Source organism: Bacillus sp. FSL W8-0770 (assembly GCF_038008705.1).
Lineage (GTDB): Bacteria > Bacillota > Bacilli > Bacillales > Bacillaceae_G > Bacillus_A > Bacillus_A cereus.
This window is the reverse complement of the sequence record NZ_JBBOZR010000001.1, coordinates 868,806-891,683: the sequence shown is the minus strand read 5'-3', so window position 1 is coordinate 891,683 and position 22,878 is coordinate 868,806. Positions and strand designations below refer to the sequence as shown.

The following is a 22,878-nucleotide window of genomic DNA, read 5'->3' as shown; positions in this document are numbered from 1 at the left end:
CCTCCTTCTATCCTAACAAAAATCCACGGTTCAAATCATCTCTCGGGTCTACAACGAACTGATGAAATCCTGTAATAAAGGCATGCCCCGTTACTTTTGGAACGACAGCTTCATATGTATCTACTGCGGTTACCGACAATACCTCCCCCTCGAATTTCCCGTCAGTAATGCATTCATGGACGAAAATTTCTCCCTTTTGTAAAGCATCTTTTTCAAAAAGAGTTGCGATTCTCGCAGAAGTTCCTGTACCGCAAGGAGAACGGTCTACTTGCCCATCAGCAAAGATTGTTACATTTCGTAAAGTTGCGTCTTCCCCTTTCGGTTCATCTGAGAAAATAACGCCGTATATTCCTTTTAAATCTTCTTCAAGTGGATGCTTCACTTCCATCTGGCTCTCAATGTAGTGCTTAATTTTACCGCCCCACTTTTGAATAGCAGATAAGTCTTTGAAATCGACTTTCAAGCCAAATTCTTTACAGTCTACTACCGCATAAAAAGCTCCGCCAAACGCGATATCTACTTGAAATTCATAGTTATCTATTTTAATAGGAACGTCTTTCTTATATACAAAAGAAGGAACATTTTCAAATGATACGGACTCTACTTCGCTCCCGTTATATGTTGCGTACGCAATGACTTCCCCAGCAGGGCTATCAATAATGAACTGTTGTTTCTCACCTGTCACTTCAAACATACCTGTTTCAATTCCAACTGTAATAACAGCGATAATACCGTGTCCACACATCGTACTCCAACCTTCATTGTGCATAAATAATACGCCAAAATCAGCGTGAGCACTTGCTGGCGGTGTAATGATACAACCGTACATTCCGTGATGCCCCCTCGGTTCATACATAAGAACCTCACGAAGATGGTCCAAATGTTCCATGCAGTACGCGCGTCTTTCCAGCTGCGTTTCCCCTTTTATTTCTGGCACTCCGCCCGTAATAATTCGAAGTGGTTCCCCAGCTACGTGTGCATCAATCGTTGTATATATTTTACTAACCTTCATTTCGATCTCTCCCCTATACGTTGATACTATTTCCAACGCAAGTATCATGCCAAAGCGTATAGCATTACTTTTTTTCAAATCCCCTCAGCAATGTGTATTCTTTTTTCAACAAATTCATATACAACTGTCTACTTTTTTATACACGGCTTGGACGTTACGTTATAAAACACCTCGATAACTTTGCAATTTCACTGGTACACACATGCAAAATTCCTTTTATCATTATTATTTTCAATGGAAAGTTACTTCCACCCCCAACATATACTGTTCAAAAGCAAAAAGGAAGTGATCCCATGTATTACGGAACAAAGGGCTGGTACGTAGCTGAACTAAAAAAATTAGGCGTACGCTATCATGAAGGACGAAAACTAGAAAGTTACCGCGGGCACATATTACGCAATTTATTAATCGCACAACAAGAAAAATTAAAAGAACAGTAACATTCTAATGTAACGATATCGGCGATTCTCGGAATATATCAGCGATTCAACACAATATATCGGCGATTCGACATGCAATATCGACTTACCGACAAATTTCGCTAATTCATCTACCTAAACCACCAACCAATTACACATCAATACAAACAAAAAAGGTCACCCAAACGGGTGACCTTCCTTTCTTATTCACAAACAAGAATCTGTCTAGTAAATGATCCTTTTCTTGTAATACAGCGATCTGTAATTTCGAATCCTGCTTCATGGATCATGTCGTCCATTGTTTCCATCGTGACAACGACTACTTTTTTCGCGATGCGGCGTGCACTTGAGAGAATTGATAGTTGATCTTCTGGTGTGGCGTGCGTAAATAGGTCGTACGGCATATCGATAATGGCAACGTCGTAGTTCTCAGTAATTTCCTCGATTGGACCTTTTGTTACTGTTCCTTCAAATCCGAAATGCGCGATATTTTTTCTCGTTCCAAGAACTACAAGTGGATTTATATCTCTACCAACGATGTTAATCCCCATAGAAAGTGCTTCTACTACTACTGTTCCAATACCGCAGCACGGGTCAATTGCTCGTACTCCCTCTGGATTTGGTACAGCGATATTTGCAACTGATCTCGCAACACGTGTGCTAAGAGATGTCGAATAGCTATGCGGTTTTTTTATGTGATGATACCAAACTGGTTCGCTTTCTACATAGTGCCCGAAGTACCAGCGTCCTCCAAGAGGAACAATCCCGAATACACGCTCTGGATTACGAACATCCGCTTCTCCTTCAATATGCATGCCGAGGTCTCTTTCAATAAGACGTCTTTCTCCATATTCAATTTTATTCTCTCCAACGAGGTCATTGATTTTAACGAAGATAACTTTAAATGTCGCTCCCGCCAAATCAATTTGTTCCACTTGTTTTAAGATACTTTCTAAGTCGTCCCCTTCATACATAACCTCAACGCGCTCTTTTATAAACGCACTTCTACTCGGGTCAATTTTGACATCACTTTTTAAAATATTAACGTGGGACTCCATTCCAAAGAACGAGCGCATTTCCAAGTAACATAAAGCACGCTCCTCCTCACGAAATGCATACGTATATATACAGGCAGGTGTTTTACTATGATTATTCAATCTATTATCATCCTCTATCGTTTAAAATTGTTCTGATTACAATTACTCAAATACTTTTCTTTTGTATATAAAATTAAATGATATCATATGCCGGAAATAAAGAGAAACGTTAATAAATAAAAGAGACTGCCAATGGCAATCTCTTATTATTTATTAACGGAAAGAAGACACGTTGTTACCCATTTCTTCATAGTAATCTAAAATACCTTGATAAATTGCTTCCGCTGCACTTTGTCTCTGCGCTGGTGTAGCTATTTTATCTGCATCACTTTTATTATCTACAAATGCTAATTCTGCTAATACAGCTGGCATTGTATTTTCTCTAATTACGTATAAATCGCCTTTTTTCACACCACGATCTTTTGTTCCCAGTGCATCTACAAGACGTTCTTGAATTTTTTCTGCTAGTAAACGACTTTCTGATACGTTAGGATTTGTTCCTCTTGCTGTCGCTGATTCATAGTAAAACGTTTCTGTACCTTGCCCATTTTTACTTTCCGTACCATTACCATGGATACTTACAAAAATATCCCCATTATTTTTTTGAGCAAATTCTACACGTTTCTTTAAAGAATCAGAAGCACTTGTTCCTGGACGTGTATCATCTGTACGAGTGAATAACACAGTAAATGGTGTCTTTTTCTCAAATATCTTCTGTAATCGCAATGATACATCTAATACAGTTTCACTTTCTTTCTCATAATAACCTGGATTACCTGAATCAACTCCACCATGACCTGGATCAATGATAATCGCTTTGCCCTCTAAGAAGTTACCTTGCTTGACTGGATTTAATTGATTTTTATTAACCCATTGGAAACCAGCGCCCATGCGGATACGAATCCAGCTGCCGTTCTCTTCAATAACAGTTACTTGTTGTGCGTTATGTGTTCCCATTACTTTTGAAGAAGAAGAATCTTCTGCATAAGTAGTGAATCCTTCATTAATAACTTCTGTTTTCTCTACTAAAGGTGTCCATTTATCACCTTTACTTGTTGCAATTTTGATCCATCCATCTCGCTCTTCTTTAATTTCAACCATTTGTGGATTATGCTGATTTGCACTAATCCCAGAACTTAATGATGGTGCGTGATATGTAATGAATTTTCTATCTATGTACATTTTCTTTGTTTCTACTGGACGATCACTATTCTTGCTAAATTTATCTGTTTGCGCAGTAAGTTGAGCTGCTTGTTCACGCGTAATAGAATCATTCGGTTTCCAGCCATCCTCTGTACCTAAAGAAAGTTTTAATTCTACTAAAATATTAACTTCTTCTTTACCCCAATGATTCTCTAAATCAGCAAATTTTGTAGGAACTGGTCCTGTTACTTTGCTTTTCAGATTATATGCTCTTACAAGCATAGCTGCCATTTCAGCACGAGTTACTTTTCCTTCAGGATCAAATACTCCTGGTTCTCGCCCTTTAATAATATTCTCTTTTTCCATGGCTGCAATAAATGAAGCTGCCCAACTATTTTTTGCATCATTATAAGACGGCTTTGCATTCGGATCTATTTTAGCACCAATTGCTGTTGCGATAATCTTTGCTGCCTGAGCGCGTGTTAAATTTCCGTATGGCATAAAGTTACCATCTGGCATACCGTTAATTACATTTCTCTCTACTAAATAATAAATTGCGTCTTTTGACCACGCACTATCTGAAACATCAGGAAATTTCTTCGTTTCTGCTAAACTACTAATTGGATGTGCTAGTAAATTTGCTGCTAATAAACCTGCGGCTATTGCTTTGTACTTCATGAAAAATAAATCTCCTCTCAAAACTTCATATTCATTCATTTTTTTAATCAAGCTAACTAAAAAATATTAACTATTAATTAATTCCTTTCATAGTGTATAACATTATATATCTATAGTAAATACGTTTCCGGCCGTATAAAAAAAATCGCATATATATAACTTATAATGAATGTATATAAAAAGCTTTAATCAGCCCTCACCAATCGGGCTTTTACGGGCAGCCCGCCCCCATCTAACTTTTTTGCTTTCGCTGAATTTTGAGGTAGTGGTCTTACTGCCCGGCAAATAGCGGAATAAAAAAGCGATTAGGACATGTCTCCTAATCGCTTTGCCAAATAAAAAGCTGATTAAAAATAATATCTTTAATCAGCTCTCTATTATCTATGAAATTATTCTTCAATTAAATTAGACATTACATATGCATACACTAATGCTTCTGTATGCGCAATAGAACTTTCATGCGTACGTTCAAATGCATGGGAAGAATCAATACCCGCTCCAATTAACGCATGTTTCACATCAAATCCCGCGCGAATCGCAGCTGATGCATCAGATGCGTAGTACGGATAAATATCTACTTTATATTCAATATGATTCGTTTTCGCAAGCTCTACTAAATGTTTGCGCAGTGCATAATGATACGGGCCGCTAGAGTCTTTTGCACAAATAGATACTGTATATTCATCAGATGCTTGTCCATCACCTAACGCTCCCATATCAACTGCTAAGTATTCAACAGTTTCTTCTGGAATGTTAGAGTTACCACCGTATCCAATCTCTTCATTATTAGAAATTAAGAAATGCGTCGTATATGGTAATGTTACGTTTTCATCTTGTAATCTTTTAATTAATTTTAATAAAATTGCAACACTTACTTTGTCATCTAAATGACGTGATTTTATGTATCCACTCTCTGTAATTTGAACGCGCGGATCAAATGAAACGAAGTCTCCTACTTCAATTCCTAATTCGCGTACTTCATCAGCTGAAAATACGCGCTCATCAATACGAACTTCAATATTTTTCTCATTGCGTTTTGCTTCACCTGCATCTTTATATACATGTACAGATGTTTGATGCATTAAAATCGTTCCTGTATATGTCTTGCCACTTGATGTTTCAATTTCGCAATATTCCCCTTCTACAGAGTTCCAGCGAAATCCACCAATCATAGAAAGACTCAGGCGACCATCAGGCTTAATTTCTTTCACCATCGCACCTAACGTATCAACGTGTGCCGTTAATAAGCGGTGCTGCGCATCATTCTTCCCTTTTACCGTTAAAATAAGAGCTCCCTTATTATTACGTTTCGTTTCTACGTTCCACTCACTGACATAGTTTTCAATGAAATTAATAATTTTTGCTGTATTTCCAGATGGACTTGGAATAGAGACAAGCTCCTTAATCAGTTCCATCGTTTCTTTCGCATGATGTGCCATTGTCGTTTCCTCCTCATTTTCTCTACTATTCAGTATACAAAATTCGCCAGAAAACCTCTACTTATATGGCCTAATTTTCTAAATTGTAGTAAAATTCTTTTTAGTATACAAAAGGAGCCTTGAAATATGAATATATCAAAAAAATATATACACATTGCACTCATTTGGTTTTTAGCATCATTATTTTGTTTACAAATCTCTTATGCCGTTCATACTACTACTTCTATTACAATCGGCTGGATATTAACAGCTATCTTCTTCATTATTAGCTTCATTGCAACAAGAAAGCATAGCGTTACTCATTAACGCTATGCTTTTCCTATAAAACTATTCTTCTGAAACGTCTAATAAATAAATCCCTTTTTCAAATCCACCGCGCTCTATCTCTTTTTGCTTACGAAGGCGTTCTACATCTTCAATCGATGCACCTTCTGCACGTGCTAATGAGATGATAACTTCTAGCGCATCCGCAAGAGAATCTAGCGCATGTTCGCGTTCTTTCATAGAAGCAAATTCACGAATTTCTTCCGTTCCAATTTTCGCTAAAGCTTGTATGTATGCTTGCCCTGTTAATTTTTGTGCTGTATATGTTTTTCCAGACATTAAAATCTTCTCTGGAACACGATCTCTTACTAACTTGTTATATGCTGACATCATTCATCCTCCTATATTTAATAACATCCGAGCTCTGCTTTATAGAAAAACCATTTTTTCTTCACGCATGCACTTAACATATCAATTTCTGATTCATGTGCTCTTACAGGCGGAAAGAAATAGTGCTCTGAGTTTTCTTCCTTACCATATAGAGTTTGGTACTCATCTGGAATCGCTTCTTTTTTCACATCTTTTTCTTTCGTCACCCCGTCAGAAAATGCAACACTTGGATGTCCCTCAAAAAATAACGCAGTCCGAACTGCCAAAGATGGTGTACTATGCAAATCAGAATATGTAAGCAAAATAATATTGATAACACCGATTATTTTCTTCATGTATTACTCCTAAAAAAAAGTGCTAACACAATTATACTAAAATGTGTTAGCACTTTCTCCCCTTTATCCCGAATTAACGAGCTAATAATCAGTGAGGAATGGACAAACTTTATTCCCCTTTAAATGCTGGTAAACGTTTCTCTAAAAACGCAGCAATACCTTCTTTATGATCCGCTGTTTGTCTCATTGCATATTGACCACGCTTTTCTAATTGCAATGTTTGCTCTAAATTAGAGCGATTTACTTCACATAAAATTTGCTTCGTTTGAATCATTGCTTTAATCGGTTTTTGTGACCATTCATTAATTTTTTGTTTCACAGCCGTTTGGAAATCTTCGCCGATTACTTCATCAATTAAGCCGATATCAAGCGCTTCTGTCGCTGATAACTTCTTACCTTCCCAAATAATTTGCTTCGTCATATTTTCACCGACACGCTTTTGAAGGAAGAAATGACCGCCTCCATCTGGAATTAAAGCGATTCCAATAAAGTTCATTGCAATAACAGATGATATATCCGCCATTACATAATCAGCTGTTAACGCAATACTTAACCCAAGACCTGCAGTCGGTCCATGAATTGCACTAATAACAAGCTTTGGCATCGTATATAATGTCACGACAACTTCAGAAATGGTATTCATAATGCCATCAAACTTACTTTCATCATTACTTGAAAGCATCGATTTAATATCCCCACCCGCAGAAAAACCACGGCCGTTCCCACATAACACAACGATATGCGCAGAACTTTCCGCTACTTCTTTCAACTTTTGTAATAACTCTTTTAAGGTCGGCTCATCCAACGCATTTAACACCTCTGGGCGATTGACCATAACCGTTGCAACGTGGCCTTCATATTTCACAACGACAGATTCTGTTTTACTTGTTATTTCCATTATATATACCCCTCTTTTCTCCATAAAGATTATACTTATATAATTATAGAAAACCACTGAAAAATCCTTCTTTTTTCTCAATTTTCTGTCTAATAATCTCGCAATTTGTACATTTACCGTATAAAACATACAATTCCGTTGAAAAATATAGAAATTAAAGTCGGTTTATCCATGCTTTTCATCTATTTACCATTACAATGAAATGGTGTATTCTTAAGTTTGATAAAAAACAAATATTGAAATTCATTCGCCTTACTATGTAAAAAAGGCTTTATACCCATCTTTTGGGTGTTGTAATAAAGGAATGAAGAACTGGAGGAACATATGGTTAATAAGTTGAAACAAACGGATAACTACTTCCCACATTTCCTATTGCTATTCATTGTGTTTCAACCAATTTTAGATTTATTAACATCTTTTTCAATCTATATACTACACATGAGCGCAACAGTTGGAGTTGTAGTCCGTTTCGCCTTTATGCTTCTTGCATTAGGGTACCTACTTCTTCATCACAAAAAACAAGATGCGAAAAAGTACATCCTCTATTTATGCTTACTCGGAATCGCACTCGCAATTGGTCTTGTAAATAATATGATGGTTAAATCTCCAGTTTCATTTGGAGAAGAAGTTAAATTCATCTTAAAGAGCGTATATCCAATTGTGCTACTGTTTGGATATATTATCGCCTTTAAAGAGCTAAAAAATAAAGAGTATGTATTTCATAAAATCATTACATATTTCTTATATGCAACTTTAATTTTAAGCATTACAATGATTGTCGCAATGCAAACTGGAACGGATTTCCCAAGCTATCCTCACTCAAAAATCGGTTCAAGAGGTTGGTTCTTCGCTGGAAATGATTTAAGTTCTCTTTTCGCCATTATGTTCCCAATCATTGTCTTATATTCGATTCATAAAACAACTTCTTTCTCGAAAATATATTACTGGATTCCAACAATACTTGCGATGTATGCAAGTATTATGGTCGGAACGAAAGTCGGATATGGCGCAATTGTTATTACATTAGGCGTAGCACTTTTCTTCTCATTCATTGAATATATGATAAATCGTAAAAAAGAAGGAAAAGGATTCACACATATTGTAAATACCGTTGTTGTCGCAGTTATACTAGGAGGTTTAATTGCTCTTACACCGCATACTCCTATCGCAAAAAATATGGGCATTCACATGCAAATATACGAATACAAAAAATCAGTGCAAGAAGAGAAAGATCGAAAAGAAGGAAAAGTAATTAAAGCAGATCCAGAAGATGCAAAAAAACATGCAAAAGGTGAACTTACAGATTCTGAAGTAAAAAGTTTAATTTACAGTGATCGCGACAAATTCTTAAAAACATACAAACAATACTATAAAGACGCACCGCTTTCACAAAAACTATTCGGAATGGGTTACGCTGGTAACTACACAGATAAAATTAAATTAATTGAAATGGACTTCCATGACCTATTTTTCGCCTTTGGAATTGTCGGTTTCCTTATTTACTTAATACCTCTTCTATACTTTGGTATTAAATTATTTATCCGCATGATCACAAACTTTAAGAAAATCATGAAAGTAAAGTATATGCTATTAGCGAGCACACTCATTCTATCACTTGGCATTGGCTTTATGTCTGGCCACGTATTAACAGCGCCAGCCGTTAGTATTTTCTTCGTTGTTATACTCGCTTATATCATTGTTGATTTTGAAATTGAATAAAAAGAAGGTGCTACGAAATATTAGTAGCACCTTCTTTTTTATTTAATTAATGTTTTACGTATTCTAAACTTTCTTTTGCAATATACGCTTCTGTTACAGTAGGATTATCTGAAATAACTTTAACCCACGCTTTTCCATTTATTATCTCTTCACCAGTAACTGTGACAACTACATTTGTATTTAAACGATACAGTCGCTCATTTGATATACTAGGATTCTTTTTCACTTCCACGTTATTCATCACACGTGCAAGTTTGTACTTGTTGTATTCTTTTTTACCTAAATAAGAATCAAAACGGTTCATATGCCCCGCTACTTTTTTACCCCAGTTCGCATCAGATGCATATTTCGCATTTAAACCAGCAGCTTTATCACCTGTATATGTTGCTGTATAACGCCAATGTCCTGGATTTAAATATCCTTCATTCATGTATAATTTTGCTGCATGTTCAATACAATCTTCTTTTGAATTGAATGCTTCTCCGTTACCATACGGACTATCGTCTGTTGCTTTTAAACCAAATAAATTATTTTTGTCTTTTGCAAGAGCGCTTGTTCCATAATAACTTTCATGAATTGCTAATGAATATAAGAATAATGCATTTACATTATACTTGCTTTCTACTTCTTTAAATTTCTTTCCTAAACCAATTAATGGAGAGTCTGGTTTAATCGATTTCACATAACTATCTAGTTGTTCAGCTGTATAATCTGTTTTCGAACGTAATGATAAATAATTGAAATATTGATAGAAAGTTTCGTCTCCAAATGTCTTTCCATCTACACTATACATTTGCTGTCCTTGCTTCATGAAAGAAGGTGCCACACCATATCTAAATTCTGTATATCCAGGTGAACTTGTATTATATGTATAATATTTATGGTATAAATATCCATCTGATTTCACATAATAAGACGACTGTTTCATTTCATTTGTAGGAATTAAAGTGATTTCATTCTTCTTCACATAACCTGTCAAACCAGAAAGTTGAACTTTCACACGATCTTCGCCAACTTCTAACACTTTCAATTCTGTTCCATACTGAATATACGTATATACTGTTGACAAATTCTCATCATAAATATTAATGATGTTTTGCCCAGTTATTCTTTTCGCACTTGCAAAACCATCTTTAATCCATAAAAATTCGTTCTCGTATTTTACCGCATTCATACCTTTATTTTGAGCAGCCGTAACCGCTTCTTTATACGTATTATAGCGCTCTACTTCTTGCTCTGTTCCGTTTTCTCTTACATTTGTCACAACATATTTCTTAGTTTCTACAGGATTGCTATTTCCGTTTTTTTCAATCGTCTGAAGCATGCGATCCAACATAGCTGAAGCCATCCCTCTTGTAGCTGATAAATGTGGTCTAAATGTATTATCTTCTGGATACCCTTTAATAATTTGAGTAGCCACCATAACTTGTACATGCTCTTTATAGTTAATACTATCTTTATCAGTAAAGGTAAGCGGACTTACAGCTACTTTAATATTTTTATAGTCTAACGCTCGCTTTACCATTATCGACATTTCTTCACGTGTAATCACATCATTTGGTGAGAATGTCTCGTTCGTACGACCATTAATAATTTTTGCTCCATATGCTCTACTTACACCATCATATAAACCGTAAGTCTTCGGCACATCCTCGAAATTCGAATCAGCTTTCGGTAAATTTAAAGCCCTTGCTATGAATGTAGCAAACTCTGCTCTTGTTACTAATTTATCAGGCGCATATACATTGTCTCCATACCCCATTAAAACTCCTTTAGTAATAAGTGAGCGCATATTCGTCTCAAACATATGTCCTGTAATATCATCATTTGCCGCATAACTTGAAATAGGAGTTAAAAGTAATGATCCCGTTAATGCCACTGCTGTTATACCTTTTGAAAAAGTCTTCAAGTTTACCCTCCTCGTAATCTACGAATTTATTATCACAAATTTGATTATATAATAATCACAATCATTTTAGCATAATAAATAGGAATTAAAATAAAACGTTTTTTAATTAGAATTTTCATTAAATTCAAAACAAAATAAAAGGCACTTTACTTTTTTAATAAAGTGCCTTTTTCCATATGATCAATGAGTTTCTTTGTTGCCTGTTTGCCTTGCAACCGAAGCTCATCTATTGTCAATTGTAACTCTTGCTGCACAGTTCCTTGTTGCATTAATTGCTTTTTCGCAATTTCATATAAATACTCAGCACTCCATTCGCCATCCACACTCCCTATAACTGGCTGATTCACTTGACTTAAAAACGAATCAATTTTCGGATCGTATGAAATCCCGACCATTGGAGTTTTGGCTACGGCAGAAAAAACAAGTGCATGAAGACGCATACCAATTAGTAATGAACATTGTGATAAAATGAATATTTTCTCGTCGATATCCATTTTATACGGAAGCATATACGTCTCTTCTCCCATTAAGTCTACTACTTCACGCGAAGCTTTTTGATCAAATGGCTCATGCATTGGAACAAATAGAATTTGGTATCCTTCTTGCTTTAATTTTTTTAATGCCTCAGCTAATTTTTTTATATAATCTTCTTTTGCATTCCAATAACGCACACTAACCGCAATTACTTTTCCATGTATCGAATGCTTTTGCAACCAATCCGATTGTTTTGTCCGTTTCCATGTTAAAACAGGGTCTGGAACAATTTCAATATCGTTTTTTATGCCAAGTTCTTTTAAATATAAAAACGAATCCTCATCTCGAACTGATACATAGGAAGCTTTTGACAAGTTCCATTTTACTAATAGACGATTATATCCTTTTGTAATTGGACCTATTCCTTGTGAATAAATATAATACGGCTTTTTTAATAATCGAGCGAGTCCCATAATACCCGTATAATATAGAATACTCTTCGTACTTGTCTGATCTTGAAGAAGGCTCCCGCCACCGCTAATGACTCCATCACTGTTTTTTATCGCATGATAAACAGCTTTTATATCCCAGCGATCTACCGATTCTACACCATACATTTCCTTTGTATATTTAGAATCATTTGATAGTACTACTAGTTCTATATCCGGGTTCTCTTTACTTAACGATTCAATAATTGATTGTAGAATCGCCTCGTCTCCAACATTATAAAAACCATAATATCCTGATAAGACTAAACGCACCCTAAATCTCCTCCAAAACTAGGTAACCGTTTATTTCATCTAACATAAACTGGTACCCATTCCTTACCTAAACACTTGATACCCTACATAGTTTCCTCTTTATCAGTTCATATGAATTATAATAAAAAATTAAATTTCTATATTTATCTTTTCAAAAATGGTATTTTGTTTATTGATATCCATTTTAATTTCAAAGCACATACACCATACAAAATGGTTGTAATACTTAATGCTATACCACTGAATAATAACGTCATAATTCTTGAAGTTGTACCATCTATCACATTACATAATTCATACAATCCTAGTCCCAAAATACATGCTATTGCTAACACACCGAAAAAGCTTTTTAAATGAATAGAATAGGCAATATAGCTTCGAATATACAAATGATTTACAATACAAATCAATACGTAAGTAATTAGTGTACTATACGCTGCTCCATCTATGCCAAACTTCTGCACGAACATCATGTTTAACACGACTTTCACACAACTCGCACCAATAACAATCCATGCAGCTTGTGCAGAACGGTTAATGCCCTGTAAAACACCTATTGATAATACCATAACCGCAGTAAAATACGAACTGCCAATCATAACTGTTAACATACTACTGCCTTTTACATCTGTGAACAATCCGACATTTAACGGTACTGTTAATGCCATCAACCATATTGTTAACGGCGCTGTCAAAACATGCGCTAGTCGATTTGTATTTTGAATTGTTATTTTCGCCAAATTTATATCTCTTTTGGCCAATGCGGAAGTTAAGAGTGGTATTAACGGAAATACAATTGCACTTGCAAAAATAACAATTATTTGCGTGAATGCAAAACCGCGACTGTATATTCCAAATTGTTCTTGAATTTCTGTTGATGATCCTTGTAATACATGCGGTATTGTAAGCGAGTCTACTAAATTTAAAAGTGGCATTGATAAAGCTCCGATAGCGATTGGGATCGATACCCGCAATATCTTTTTGCCGTTTTCTCTTAAATCTCGGAGCGAATAGGAATTGCTTTTATTGTAGTATGGACTTCTATTATATTTTATACGCAAATATATAAGCGAACTAATGACTCCAAGAAAAGAGCCAACCATCGCACCACTAGTAATAACAGTATTACTCTTATCCCATGATACTAGTATGTAAGCAATTATTAACATAAAAAACACACGTACAAATTGCTCAATGACCTGTGATACCCCTGTTGGTTTCATATCACCGAAACCTTGAAAATACCCTCTATACACCGCCATGTATGGCGCAATGAGTAATGCTAATGAAGTAATAAGCAACGGCATTCTAGTTTCTTGTCCACCGAGCATATTCGCAATTTCAATAGAAAATAATACAATGACTAAACAGCCGAAAATGCCAAATGCTATCCCAATAATTGACGCTGATTTAAATAATTTCGCAATTTCCTTTTGCTTATTTTTTTCGTTCAACTCTGCAATTAGTTTCGAAATTGCAAGTGGAACTCCGGCTACTGATAATGTAAGAGCAATCATATATACAGGAAAAACAAGGCGAAAAATACCGAGCACTTCATCTCCTGCAATATTTTGTAATGGAATTTGAAAAAAACTACCAAGCAATTTTGACAAAAAAGTTGTAATGGTTAAAATTGCTGCTCCTTTTACAAATGTTTTATTCATATTTTTTCTCTTTTCTTTTATACATATACTCTCAAACATATTGTTTTAAGCGATAGGGATTCATTTTATCCCATTGGTTATCATAACAAATTTATTATAGGTTGAATACTTGGTTTTTTTTTCAAACTAGAAAAGCGAACCCATTTAAGCCTGTCTCTTCACAATTTTTTCTAATTCCTTCCATTATATATGTACACACTATAAGCGTTTCTGTTACGCCAAAAGAGCCCTTCCTCTCTGTCACTGCGATACATATTACTAAAAACATTATAAAAACATCCCACAACTCTACATTATAATTTATGTAAAATTGTGAGATATTCTAATTACTATCTAAACACTTAAGATTTTCAATTGCTCTTTCTGTTCATCGCTTGCCATTACTGCGATTGTTTTTTCAATACTCGGATGTACTTGCTCAAGCTTTACACTTGCTCCTACTTTATTTGATTGCTCAACAAAATTTAATAATGCCATAGCTCCTGATACATCCATATAACGCACATCTTTCATACGTAAAACAACCGGTGACTTCACATCTTGTAAAGTAGAGAAAATACGATCTACTGATAGGAAAGAGAGCGGCCCTTGAATTGTGTACGTTTCTTCTTTTTCTTTTACGATAGAAGTTTTACGTTCTTTACATTTCACCATATATATGATGAACGAAAGAATAATACCGAAGGCAACAGCAATCATTAAATCGAACTTCACCGTTACAATCATCGTTACGAGCATAACAACGACATCACCTTTAGGAGCGACATGCATCTTTTTCATGCTTCCCCAATCGAACATTCCAATACCAGTTAAAATTAAAATACCTGATAATACAGCAAGTGGAATATATTGTACGACCGAACCAAGACCCATAATAAAAATAAATAAGATAACACTATGCATACATGCCGAAAGTGCCGTTTTACCGCCACTTCTTATATTCACGATAGACCTTACAGTCGCACCTGCACCTGCTAATCCGCCAAACAATCCGCTCATCATATTACCGATACCTTGTCCAACGAGCTCTTTATTACTTTTATGACGTGTACCTGTCACATTATCCATTACGACCGATGTTAACAACGAGTCAATCGATCCTAATAAAGCAATACTAAGCGCTGGTAAAATAAGTGCTGCTATTCCTGTTCCACTTAAAGATGGAATATGAAGCGTAGGCATCGCTTCTGGAATGGTTCCAATCTTTTCAATTACTTTATTTAGTGAAAGATTTCCGATAATCGGTAACTTTACTGTAAGTCCTTCGAGTAGAGAAGAAAATAAAGGAAGCAAAGCTGTCACACCGACTAGTGCTACTAAACTAGACGGAATCGCCTTAATCCATTTGCCAGAAACAATCATTACAATAATCGTTAACACAACAAGTAGAAAACTATTTTGTACGTGTTTTATTTCGCCTAAAATAATGATTAATGCAATACCATTCATAAATCCTGAAACGACAGGATACGGAATATATCGAACGTAAGAACCGAGCTTACATACACCGAATAAAATTTGAAATAATCCTGCCATCATAAAGGCAATAAAACTTGCCTCTAACCCGTGCGTCGCAATAACTCCTGTTGCAATAACGGTAATCGGTCCAGTTGGCCCTGTTACTTGCCCAGGTGTCCCGCCAAATAACGCTGCGAATAAACCTGCAAAAATCGCACCATACAATCCAACAAGCGCTCCCTCAGACGTTCCTGTCGCGGCAATACCAAACGCAATCGCAAGTGGTAACGCAACAATCGCAACAGTAAATCCTGCTAAACATTCCTTTGCTATTTTTTGAAACATAAAAAAACCACCTTTGTATAAAGTCCATGTTCCATTGTACACCTAAAAAGATACATTCGTTAGCTCACTTTTTACATTCTCGTGACGTAAACGTATTCAACGAAAAGTTTTCCCCTTATCTTTGGAAACAATTGCAACTATGCTATAATGAACAAATTAAATCTTTTACTATATACTTGGAGGCAATATGCTAACTTTTGAAGAAAAATTATCGATTATTGAATCTTTCCCAGAACTAGAAAGAAAGAACGTATCATTAAAACGTGTAAACTTCCACTTTGAAGAAAGTCGTTTAGATAAAAAGAACGTTGTATTTCATTTACACCCAAATGGAAATGGATTTGTGTATGCAAGCGGTATTAAAGGTTACAAAACGGATGATAAAGGTATGGTTAACATCCGTGAGTTTTCAGCAGAGGAGTTACGTTCAGTAATTGAGAAATCAATTGACCTTCTATCACAAGAAGAAGTAGTAGCACCTGTAGAACCTGCGAAAGAAGAAGAATGGCAGAACGAAGATGGTCATATTCTTACTCTTATTTCAGAGGATGACATGTGGAACGTGTACGCTGGTGTAAACTTAGACGGTACATTCAACTCTTATCCAGAAGCTGCGGAATACCTTGATGAAGAAGGGTTTTCACGTAAATAAAAATAGAAACCTATTTCATCCAACGACTTTTATAGTAATCAAAGAAGACACTTAAGGTGTCTTTTTTTGTTATATAAACTCCTTTCTCACACTATCTCTACTAATTTTCATAAAATGATTCAGAGGAGGTTTATATGAATACAACTGCTAAATTAATAAATTGGAAAGAACATGGCGATATGATTATTCTAGAATGTGAATTAAATGGAAAACGCTTCGAGATATCAACATATAAACAAAGAATATATAATGCACACCTTTTATCAGATGACGTTTATATTCGTTTAGACTCATCTGATAATATAATTGGAATAAATATTTATAAAAAGTAAGAAAAGCCCCCTATTCCGTAGGCGGGCTTTATCTTTATCACACAATATCAGAGTATACTCTCTTTTTTTCATACAGTTTATGTAATTATACATATTCACCAAAAAATACACTAAATGAATATTACATGTAGTAAAATATAACTTGTGGGCACGTTCTATAAAGCAGCTTCTTTTAAAAGGCGTAACATATCAATTATTATAGGGGATGTGGCGTCACTTCAATATTGATCTCAAATCTCTTGTCTTTTGTGAACTAACAATCTAGTGTATATAGACGATTCTGCTTTATAGTATGTGTTTACACTCATAACAAAGGGGTAATGGTAATACGGATAGATTCGTATGAAATGAAATGGTTCAAGTCGAAGAGAGGCACCTTAGGGTGCCTTTTCTTTTTGTATTACATCCACTTTGTTTTTCCACCTTATTTCAAATGCGCTAATTAACCTTCACCAAGAAGAAATGAGAATTAACAAAGATATTGTTTCTTCTGTTTAATATAGAAAAATGAAGGATACCCCATAGATATGGGGCATCCTTCATTTTTTATTTTTTCGCACCTTTCAACGACTCCCTCAGCACAAATTTCTGCAACTTCCCGCTCGCATTACGCGGAAGTTCATCTACAAATAAATAATGACGCGGACGTTTATAATCTGCTAGTTCATCACTTTCTTTGCAATACGTTTCTAAATCAGCTTCTGTTATTGTTTCATCTTTCTTCACAATAACTGCCACAACACGCTCTCCCCATAATTCGTCTGGCTCACCAAGTACCGCCACATCTAATATACCAGGATGACTATGAAGGAAATCTTCAATTTCACGAGGATAAATATTTACGCCACCGCTAATTACCATATCATCAACGCGATCAGCAACCAATAAATAACCGTCTTTATCAAAATAGCCTAGATCACCAGAATGATACCATCCTTTATACATCGATTTTTTATTCGCTTCTTCACGATTATGATAGCCAGCCATCATAGTTGGGCCGCGCAAAATAATTTCTCCCACTTCATAAGGAGGTAATACATCCTCTGGTTCTGCCGGTGCATCCTCGTTCGGTTTCACAATACGAACTTCATGGCTAAAGCATGGCGTGCCTGCTGAACCAGCTTTCGTAATTTGATCCTCCTCTACGAGAAACGCAACAACTGGCCCCATTTCTGTCATTCCGTATATTTGAACAAGATCAATATAAAGACGTTCTTTACATTCCTTCACTAACGCCGGTGCCATTGCTGCTCCGCCGTATATACCAATCTTCATCGAAGTTAAATCATACTGAGCTAAATCTTTTTGCAACAACATATTCCACATTGTCGGCGCTGCAAAGAACGTCGTAATCTTTTCTTCTTGAATCGTATGTAATACTGTTTCTGTATCAAAATGATGCAAAATAACATTCTTTCCACCAACTTGAATGCGTGGTATGATTCCGGCATTTAATTCACCACAGTGATATAAAGGCGCCACAACAAGCCCTACACTATCTCTATTATATTTAAGGAAATACGTACAAATCATACTATGCTCAGTCATTTCACGATGACGATGTAATACGCCTTTCGGATGACCTGTCGTACCGCTCGTATAAAGCATTGAACAATAATCCATTTCATCAATTTCGATATTTACTTTCTCAGAAGATGCTGCATTCACTTTTTCATGGTAGGAACTTGCATAGGAAGGTTTATCGTTTTCTATAGACCAAAAAGATGTATTTGGAAAATCTCTTTCAATTATAGCAACAGTTGACTCAACTGCTTTTTCAAAGACAACGACTTTCGAGGATGCGTCCTGAAGAATATAAGATACTTCTTTTGCTTTTAAGCGGAAATTAATCGGGTTAAAGATCGCTCCGATTTTTGCACAGGCTAAGTAAACGTTTACAAATTCACGGCAATTATATAAGTAAACAGATATAGTATCTCCCTTTCTTACTCCGTCTTCTAATAGAGCGTGCGCCGTTTTATTTATTTGTTCATCCCACTGTTTATACGTCCAGCGAATATTCTTTTCAGGTTCCACTAACGCCTCTTTATTCGGATACTTACCAACTGATAAATCAAAAATTCTCCCTATCGTCATGTACATGCCAACAATTTCCCCCTTTTCTCTTTCATAAATCTATCATTTCGTCCATAAGTAGACATTGTCCTTTAATGATTTGACTAATTTTTCTGATTATTATCGACATAGTTTTACATACGGTGCCGCTAAACGGTAAATGAAATTATATCGACGATTTTCCAGATATATCGACCGTAACTTGAAATATATCAACGATTTTCAAAATATATCAGCGCAACTCGAATTATATCAACGATTTTTCGAATATATCGACTTACCGACAAAAACTGACAAGATATAATCGGACCGCCCGTTACTGCAGGATAAAAAGAGGTTGTTCCAACTCGGAACAACCTCTTTCTTCTTATGCAAATAGCTCTTCTAAAATTTTCAGTTTATCTTCTGTATATTTTACGAAGCCATCGTTATATGATTTTGGATCTTTCGGATTTGCGAAGTGAGTAATTGCTCCCGTCTTCGGATGAACAAATTTACTTGATGCACCACAGCCAAGTCCGATAATTGATTGTACTTCTTCCATAATGACAATGTTGTAAATACTTTCTTGCGTCGGCATTGCATAACCAACGTTCTCTAAGTTACCTAAAATATTCTTTTGACGATATAGGTAATATGGTACGTAATTATGCTTTTGCGTCCACTCTTCTGCTTCGTGCATCATCGCTGTAATTTCTTCGCGACCTGCTACTTTATATTTACGTTTGTTTTGCGTCATTTCAGAAGCACGTTTAAATGATAACGTATGAACTGTTAATGATTCTGGCATTAACTTTTCTGTTTCATCTAACGTATGTTTGAAGATATCTAACCCTTCACCAGGAAGACCAATAATTAAGTCCATATTAATATTGTTCATTCCCATTTCACGAGCTAAATGGTATTTCTCAATTGTTTCTTCTACAGTATGATGACGTCCAATTGCTTTTAGTGTCTCTTGATGGTATGACTGCGGATTAATACTAATACGGTCAATGTTCCATTTATTTAACACTTCTAGCTTTGCTGGCGTAATTGTATCTGGGCGACCTGCCTCAACTGTTACTTCACGCACATTTTTCACATCTGGGAACGCTTCATACATTTCTTCATACAGCATATCCATCTCTTCTGCTGTAATACTTGTAGGTGTACCTCCGCCGTAATAAATCGTCGTAACTTTTACACCTTTTTCTTTTAAAAACTTACCAATTTCACGAACTTCATAATGTAAACCACCTAAGAACGAATCAACAGAGCCTTGGCGTCCATTAATCGCATAAGCCGGGAATGTACAATATGCACATTTCGTTGGGCAGAACGGAATACCGATATAAATACTTACTTCTTCTTTCAAACGGTATAAATCCGGAACAACTGCTAATTGGCAATCAACAATGCGCTGAAGAAGTTCAATTTTCTCTTCATGAATTAAATAACTTTCACGAAGCTCTTGATGCGCTTCTTCTTTTGACATACCATTTTGAAGCATTTTATGAAGAAGTTTCGTCGGACGTACTCCCGTTAAAATACCCCAGCTTTGTTCAATACCAGTTAACTGCTGAAGAACAGAAAGATATACATAAGAAACAACGTGTTTCACTTGCTTCATACGCTCTTTTTCATCTGTGAAAGCAGATAAATCTTTCGAGAATGTTTCTTCATACACATTTCCTGTGCTAACATCCGTTAATTGAGCGGATGCTTTCACATTATCCTCAATGTGTATATCAACGATAAGATTTGCTTCCTCTTGTTCAAATCCAATCGTACTATCTTCAAAAAATAAGCCGCCAATATTTTGTAGCGGACGTAAAAAACGATCATCTTGTAACGTTTTAATTGAAATTAACAACATTATCACCTTTTCATTTGCAAACTCTCTTTAGTTTACTTGAAGGGCGTTTACAGGTCAATACAGAAGGTTTTACCTGTTTCTCTTACATTTTTTCAAATAATTCTTTTTATGAATATCGCTCCTGTATATAGACATCATCATTTTCTCTTGTTAAAATTTATTAGTACTAAAATCGATACATAGTGAAAATACAATATAAAAAGGAGGAATGTTAACACTAGATTCCATAATCTAATGTGTTAAAAAAAATATGAAAAAGAAATTTTATAGTGTTTTAACTCTCTCTCTTGCATTACAAACTGTTCTTGCACCTACTTATTCATTTGCAGAGAGTGCTGAAAAATCCGCTGAAGTATATACGGAAGATCAAGTTTTTAAAAGTATTAAAGAGCATGTTAATGAGCATAGTACTCATGAAGAAGATATCGAGGTTACTGGTCAATTCCTACTATACACTTCAAAAAAACATTCATTATATACCGCGAATGATTTAAAAAACAAATCGAATATCGAGATTACAGAACAAGTCGTAACGGCGACAAAGAAAAAAGGAAATGCTTATTACATAACGACGCCAACTGGCGCTGGATGGATAGATAACAATGATAATAGCTTAGAAGTTCAAGAGATTCATAAACTATCTAATCAAAAATTAATCGTAAAAGAAGAAGCTTCCATACATGCCCTTCCGTTCCAATCATTTAAAGAAGAAGGGAAACTACAGCCACAAGTCATAACTCCTACTGAACAAGCTGGAAATTGGTTTAAAGTCCAAATAAATGAAACAACAAAATGGATTTATGCACCTTCTGCTACATTTGAAGGTACAAAAGCTTCATTATTAAAAAACAGTCGTACTGCTAAAAATAGTTTATTGAGATCGCCAGAAGCTCTACAAACAAACAATATTTATGGCGTTACATTTAAAGAAATGATTGTCCCAAAAGGAAATGACGATATTCGCCCTGGCTACCCGATGGTACCTAAATATATTACGATTCACGAAACAGCTAATACAGCGAAGGGTGCCAATGCTCTAAATCATGCAAAATTCTTAGATAATCAAGCACGCGGAACAACTGATCGCGCCGCATCTTGGCATTTCACAGTAGATGATAAAGAAATTTATCAACATCTTCCAGTAAATGAAGTTGGATGGCATGCTGGAAATAAAACTGGAAACTATGAATCTATCGGAATTGAAATTGCCGTTAATCAAGATGGAAACTATGAAAAAGCGGTAGAAAATGCCCGTAAATTGGCAGCTTATTTAATGAACGACTTAAATATTTCTCTAGATAAGGTCCAAAAACACCAATTTTGGTCAGGAAAAAACTGCCCTGCGTTTATGATTCAACGCGGACAATGGGATGCTTTCTTAAAAGGAACTGAAACATACTATAAGGAAAATCAAAAAAATCCCGTAACTGATGACATTACAGGTGGATGGTATGAACAAGACATTCGTCAATTAGCAGCTAGAGGCATTATGCAAGGAGAAGGGAACGGCAAGTACTTCCCAGAACGTCTTGTAACGCGTGCTGAATTTGCTACACTAATTACTCGTGCTTTACAATTACCAAGTGGAAATGCTAATTTCACAGACTTAGAACAAGTACACCCATCGTTAAGAGACGGTATTAATCGTGCAGCAAGCGCAGGTATAATCCGCGGACGTGGTGATAATACATTTGATCCAAATACTACAATTACACGCGAAGAAGCTGTTATTATGATCGATCGTTCTCTAAAACACGCTGGTATTTTTGCAAAACAAGTTGAACTACCATTCGTAGACCAAAACTTAATTTACGCTAAAGAAGAAGTACAAAGAGTGTATGGATATGGAATTGTAAAAGGTAATGAATTTAATCAATTCGTACCAAAAGGACCATCACAACGTGCACACGCAGCTGCATTTATAAACAGAATGCTTAGCGTAATTGAAGCTTAAC

Annotated in this window: 19 protein-coding genes; 6 read left to right on the top strand and 13 right to left on the bottom strand. The window is 35.6% G+C overall.

Features of this window, described 5'->3' with window-relative positions:
- Positions 1-7: 7 nt before the first annotated feature.
- Entirely contained in the window at positions 8-1,060 is a 1,053-nt protein-coding gene (locus NST27_RS04590) for a proline racemase family protein (RefSeq protein WP_170317876.1), read from the bottom strand.
- 161 nt (positions 1,061-1,221) lie between these two features.
- On the opposite strand from NST27_RS04590, the gene NST27_RS04585 reads away from it, so the two are divergent.
- Positions 1,222-1,452, top strand: coding sequence for a YflJ family protein (locus NST27_RS04585; RefSeq protein WP_100070319.1), 231 nt, complete (start codon positions 1,222-1,224; stop codon positions 1,450-1,452).
- 182 nt (positions 1,453-1,634) lie between these two features.
- On the opposite strand, the gene NST27_RS04580 is transcribed toward NST27_RS04585, so the two are convergent.
- The 3 genes from NST27_RS04580 to NST27_RS04570 form a co-directional block, all read right to left on the bottom strand.
- Positions 1,635-2,588 (bottom strand): TRM11 family SAM-dependent methyltransferase, encoded by a 954-nt coding sequence (locus tag NST27_RS04580; protein ID WP_001059316.1) that lies wholly within the window; start codon positions 2,586-2,588, stop codon positions 1,635-1,637.
- A gap of 153 nt (positions 2,589-2,741) precedes the next feature.
- Complete coding sequence (locus NST27_RS04575; RefSeq protein ID WP_047385676.1) at positions 2,742-4,349, bottom strand: N-acetylmuramoyl-L-alanine amidase; 1,608 nt, start codon at positions 4,347-4,349, stop codon at positions 2,742-2,744.
- A gap of 389 nt (positions 4,350-4,738) precedes the next feature.
- Positions 4,739-5,788 (bottom strand): M42 family metallopeptidase, encoded by a 1,050-nt coding sequence (locus NST27_RS04570; RefSeq protein WP_000930029.1) that lies wholly within the window; start codon positions 5,786-5,788, stop codon positions 4,739-4,741.
- Positions 5,789-5,914: 126 nt separating this feature from the next.
- Here NST27_RS04570 and NST27_RS04565 point away from each other — a divergent pair, with 126 nt between their 5' ends.
- Complete coding sequence (locus tag NST27_RS04565; protein WP_001027086.1) at positions 5,915-6,094, top strand: hypothetical protein; 180 nt, start codon at positions 5,915-5,917, stop codon at positions 6,092-6,094.
- A gap of 21 nt (positions 6,095-6,115) precedes the next feature.
- Here the strand turns inward: NST27_RS04565 and NST27_RS04560 are convergent, their stop codons facing one another.
- The 3 genes from NST27_RS04560 to NST27_RS04550 form a co-directional block, all read right to left on the bottom strand.
- Positions 6,116-6,442: a nucleoside triphosphate pyrophosphohydrolase gene (locus NST27_RS04560; RefSeq protein WP_001277349.1), complete on the bottom strand. Its 327-nt coding sequence runs from the start codon at positions 6,440-6,442 to the stop codon at positions 6,116-6,118.
- A 17-nt stretch (positions 6,443-6,459) separates the two neighbouring features.
- Positions 6,460-6,777, bottom strand: coding sequence for a hypothetical protein (locus NST27_RS04555; protein WP_000720148.1), 318 nt, complete (start codon positions 6,775-6,777; stop codon positions 6,460-6,462).
- Between the two features lie 109 nt (positions 6,778-6,886).
- A complete protein-coding gene (locus tag NST27_RS04550; protein WP_001999174.1) occupies positions 6,887-7,699 on the bottom strand; it encodes an enoyl-CoA hydratase in 813 nt (270 codons plus the stop codon).
- A gap of 300 nt (positions 7,700-7,999) precedes the next feature.
- Between NST27_RS04550 and NST27_RS04545 the strand changes: the two genes are divergently transcribed.
- Positions 8,000-9,394 (top strand): O-antigen ligase family protein, encoded by a 1,395-nt coding sequence (locus NST27_RS04545; RefSeq protein ID WP_000247519.1) that lies wholly within the window; start codon positions 8,000-8,002, stop codon positions 9,392-9,394.
- A gap of 46 nt (positions 9,395-9,440) precedes the next feature.
- On the opposite strand, the gene NST27_RS04540 is transcribed toward NST27_RS04545, so the two are convergent.
- The 4 genes from NST27_RS04540 to NST27_RS04525 form a co-directional block, all read right to left on the bottom strand.
- A complete protein-coding gene (locus tag NST27_RS04540) occupies positions 9,441-11,303 on the bottom strand; it encodes an S-layer homology domain-containing protein (protein ID WP_000847506.1) in 1,863 nt (620 codons plus the stop codon).
- A 146-nt stretch (positions 11,304-11,449) separates the two neighbouring features.
- Positions 11,450-12,538, bottom strand: a complete 1,089-nt coding sequence (csaB, locus tag NST27_RS04535; RefSeq protein WP_001241595.1) for a polysaccharide pyruvyl transferase CsaB — start codon at positions 12,536-12,538, stop codon at positions 11,450-11,452.
- Positions 12,539-12,681: 143 nt separating this feature from the next.
- Positions 12,682-14,202 carry a putative polysaccharide biosynthesis protein gene (locus tag NST27_RS04530; protein WP_001043992.1) on the bottom strand — a complete coding sequence of 507 codons (1,521 nt, stop codon included), beginning with the start codon at positions 14,200-14,202 and terminating at the stop codon, positions 12,682-12,684.
- A 333-nt stretch (positions 14,203-14,535) separates the two neighbouring features.
- Positions 14,536-16,005 carry a SulP family inorganic anion transporter gene (locus tag NST27_RS04525; RefSeq protein ID WP_000486654.1) on the bottom strand — a complete coding sequence of 490 codons (1,470 nt, stop codon included), beginning with the start codon at positions 16,003-16,005 and terminating at the stop codon, positions 14,536-14,538.
- A gap of 187 nt (positions 16,006-16,192) precedes the next feature.
- Here NST27_RS04525 and NST27_RS04520 point away from each other — a divergent pair, with 187 nt between their 5' ends.
- The gene (locus tag NST27_RS04520) at positions 16,193-16,657 is read left to right on the top strand and encodes a hypothetical protein (RefSeq protein WP_000954998.1); all 465 of its coding nucleotides are present in this window, start codon (positions 16,193-16,195) and stop codon (positions 16,655-16,657) included.
- Between the two features lie 134 nt (positions 16,658-16,791).
- Entirely contained in the window at positions 16,792-16,989 is a 198-nt protein-coding gene (locus tag NST27_RS04515) for a hypothetical protein (protein ID WP_001098260.1), read from the top strand.
- A 546-nt stretch (positions 16,990-17,535) separates the two neighbouring features.
- Here the strand turns inward: NST27_RS04515 and NST27_RS04510 are convergent.
- Positions 17,536-19,092 (bottom strand): fatty acid--CoA ligase, encoded by a 1,557-nt coding sequence (locus NST27_RS04510; protein WP_047385673.1) that lies wholly within the window; start codon positions 19,090-19,092, stop codon positions 17,536-17,538.
- 340 nt (positions 19,093-19,432) lie between these two features.
- Positions 19,433-20,923, bottom strand: coding sequence for a coproporphyrinogen III oxidase (locus tag NST27_RS04505; protein ID WP_002164625.1), 1,491 nt, complete (start codon positions 20,921-20,923; stop codon positions 19,433-19,435).
- Between the two features lie 250 nt (positions 20,924-21,173).
- Between NST27_RS04505 and NST27_RS04500 the strand changes: the two genes are divergently transcribed.
- Positions 21,174-22,877, top strand: a complete 1,704-nt coding sequence (locus NST27_RS04500) for an S-layer homology domain-containing protein (protein ID WP_061661913.1) — start codon at positions 21,174-21,176, stop codon at positions 22,875-22,877.
- The last annotated feature ends 1 nt before the right edge of the window (position 22,878 follow it).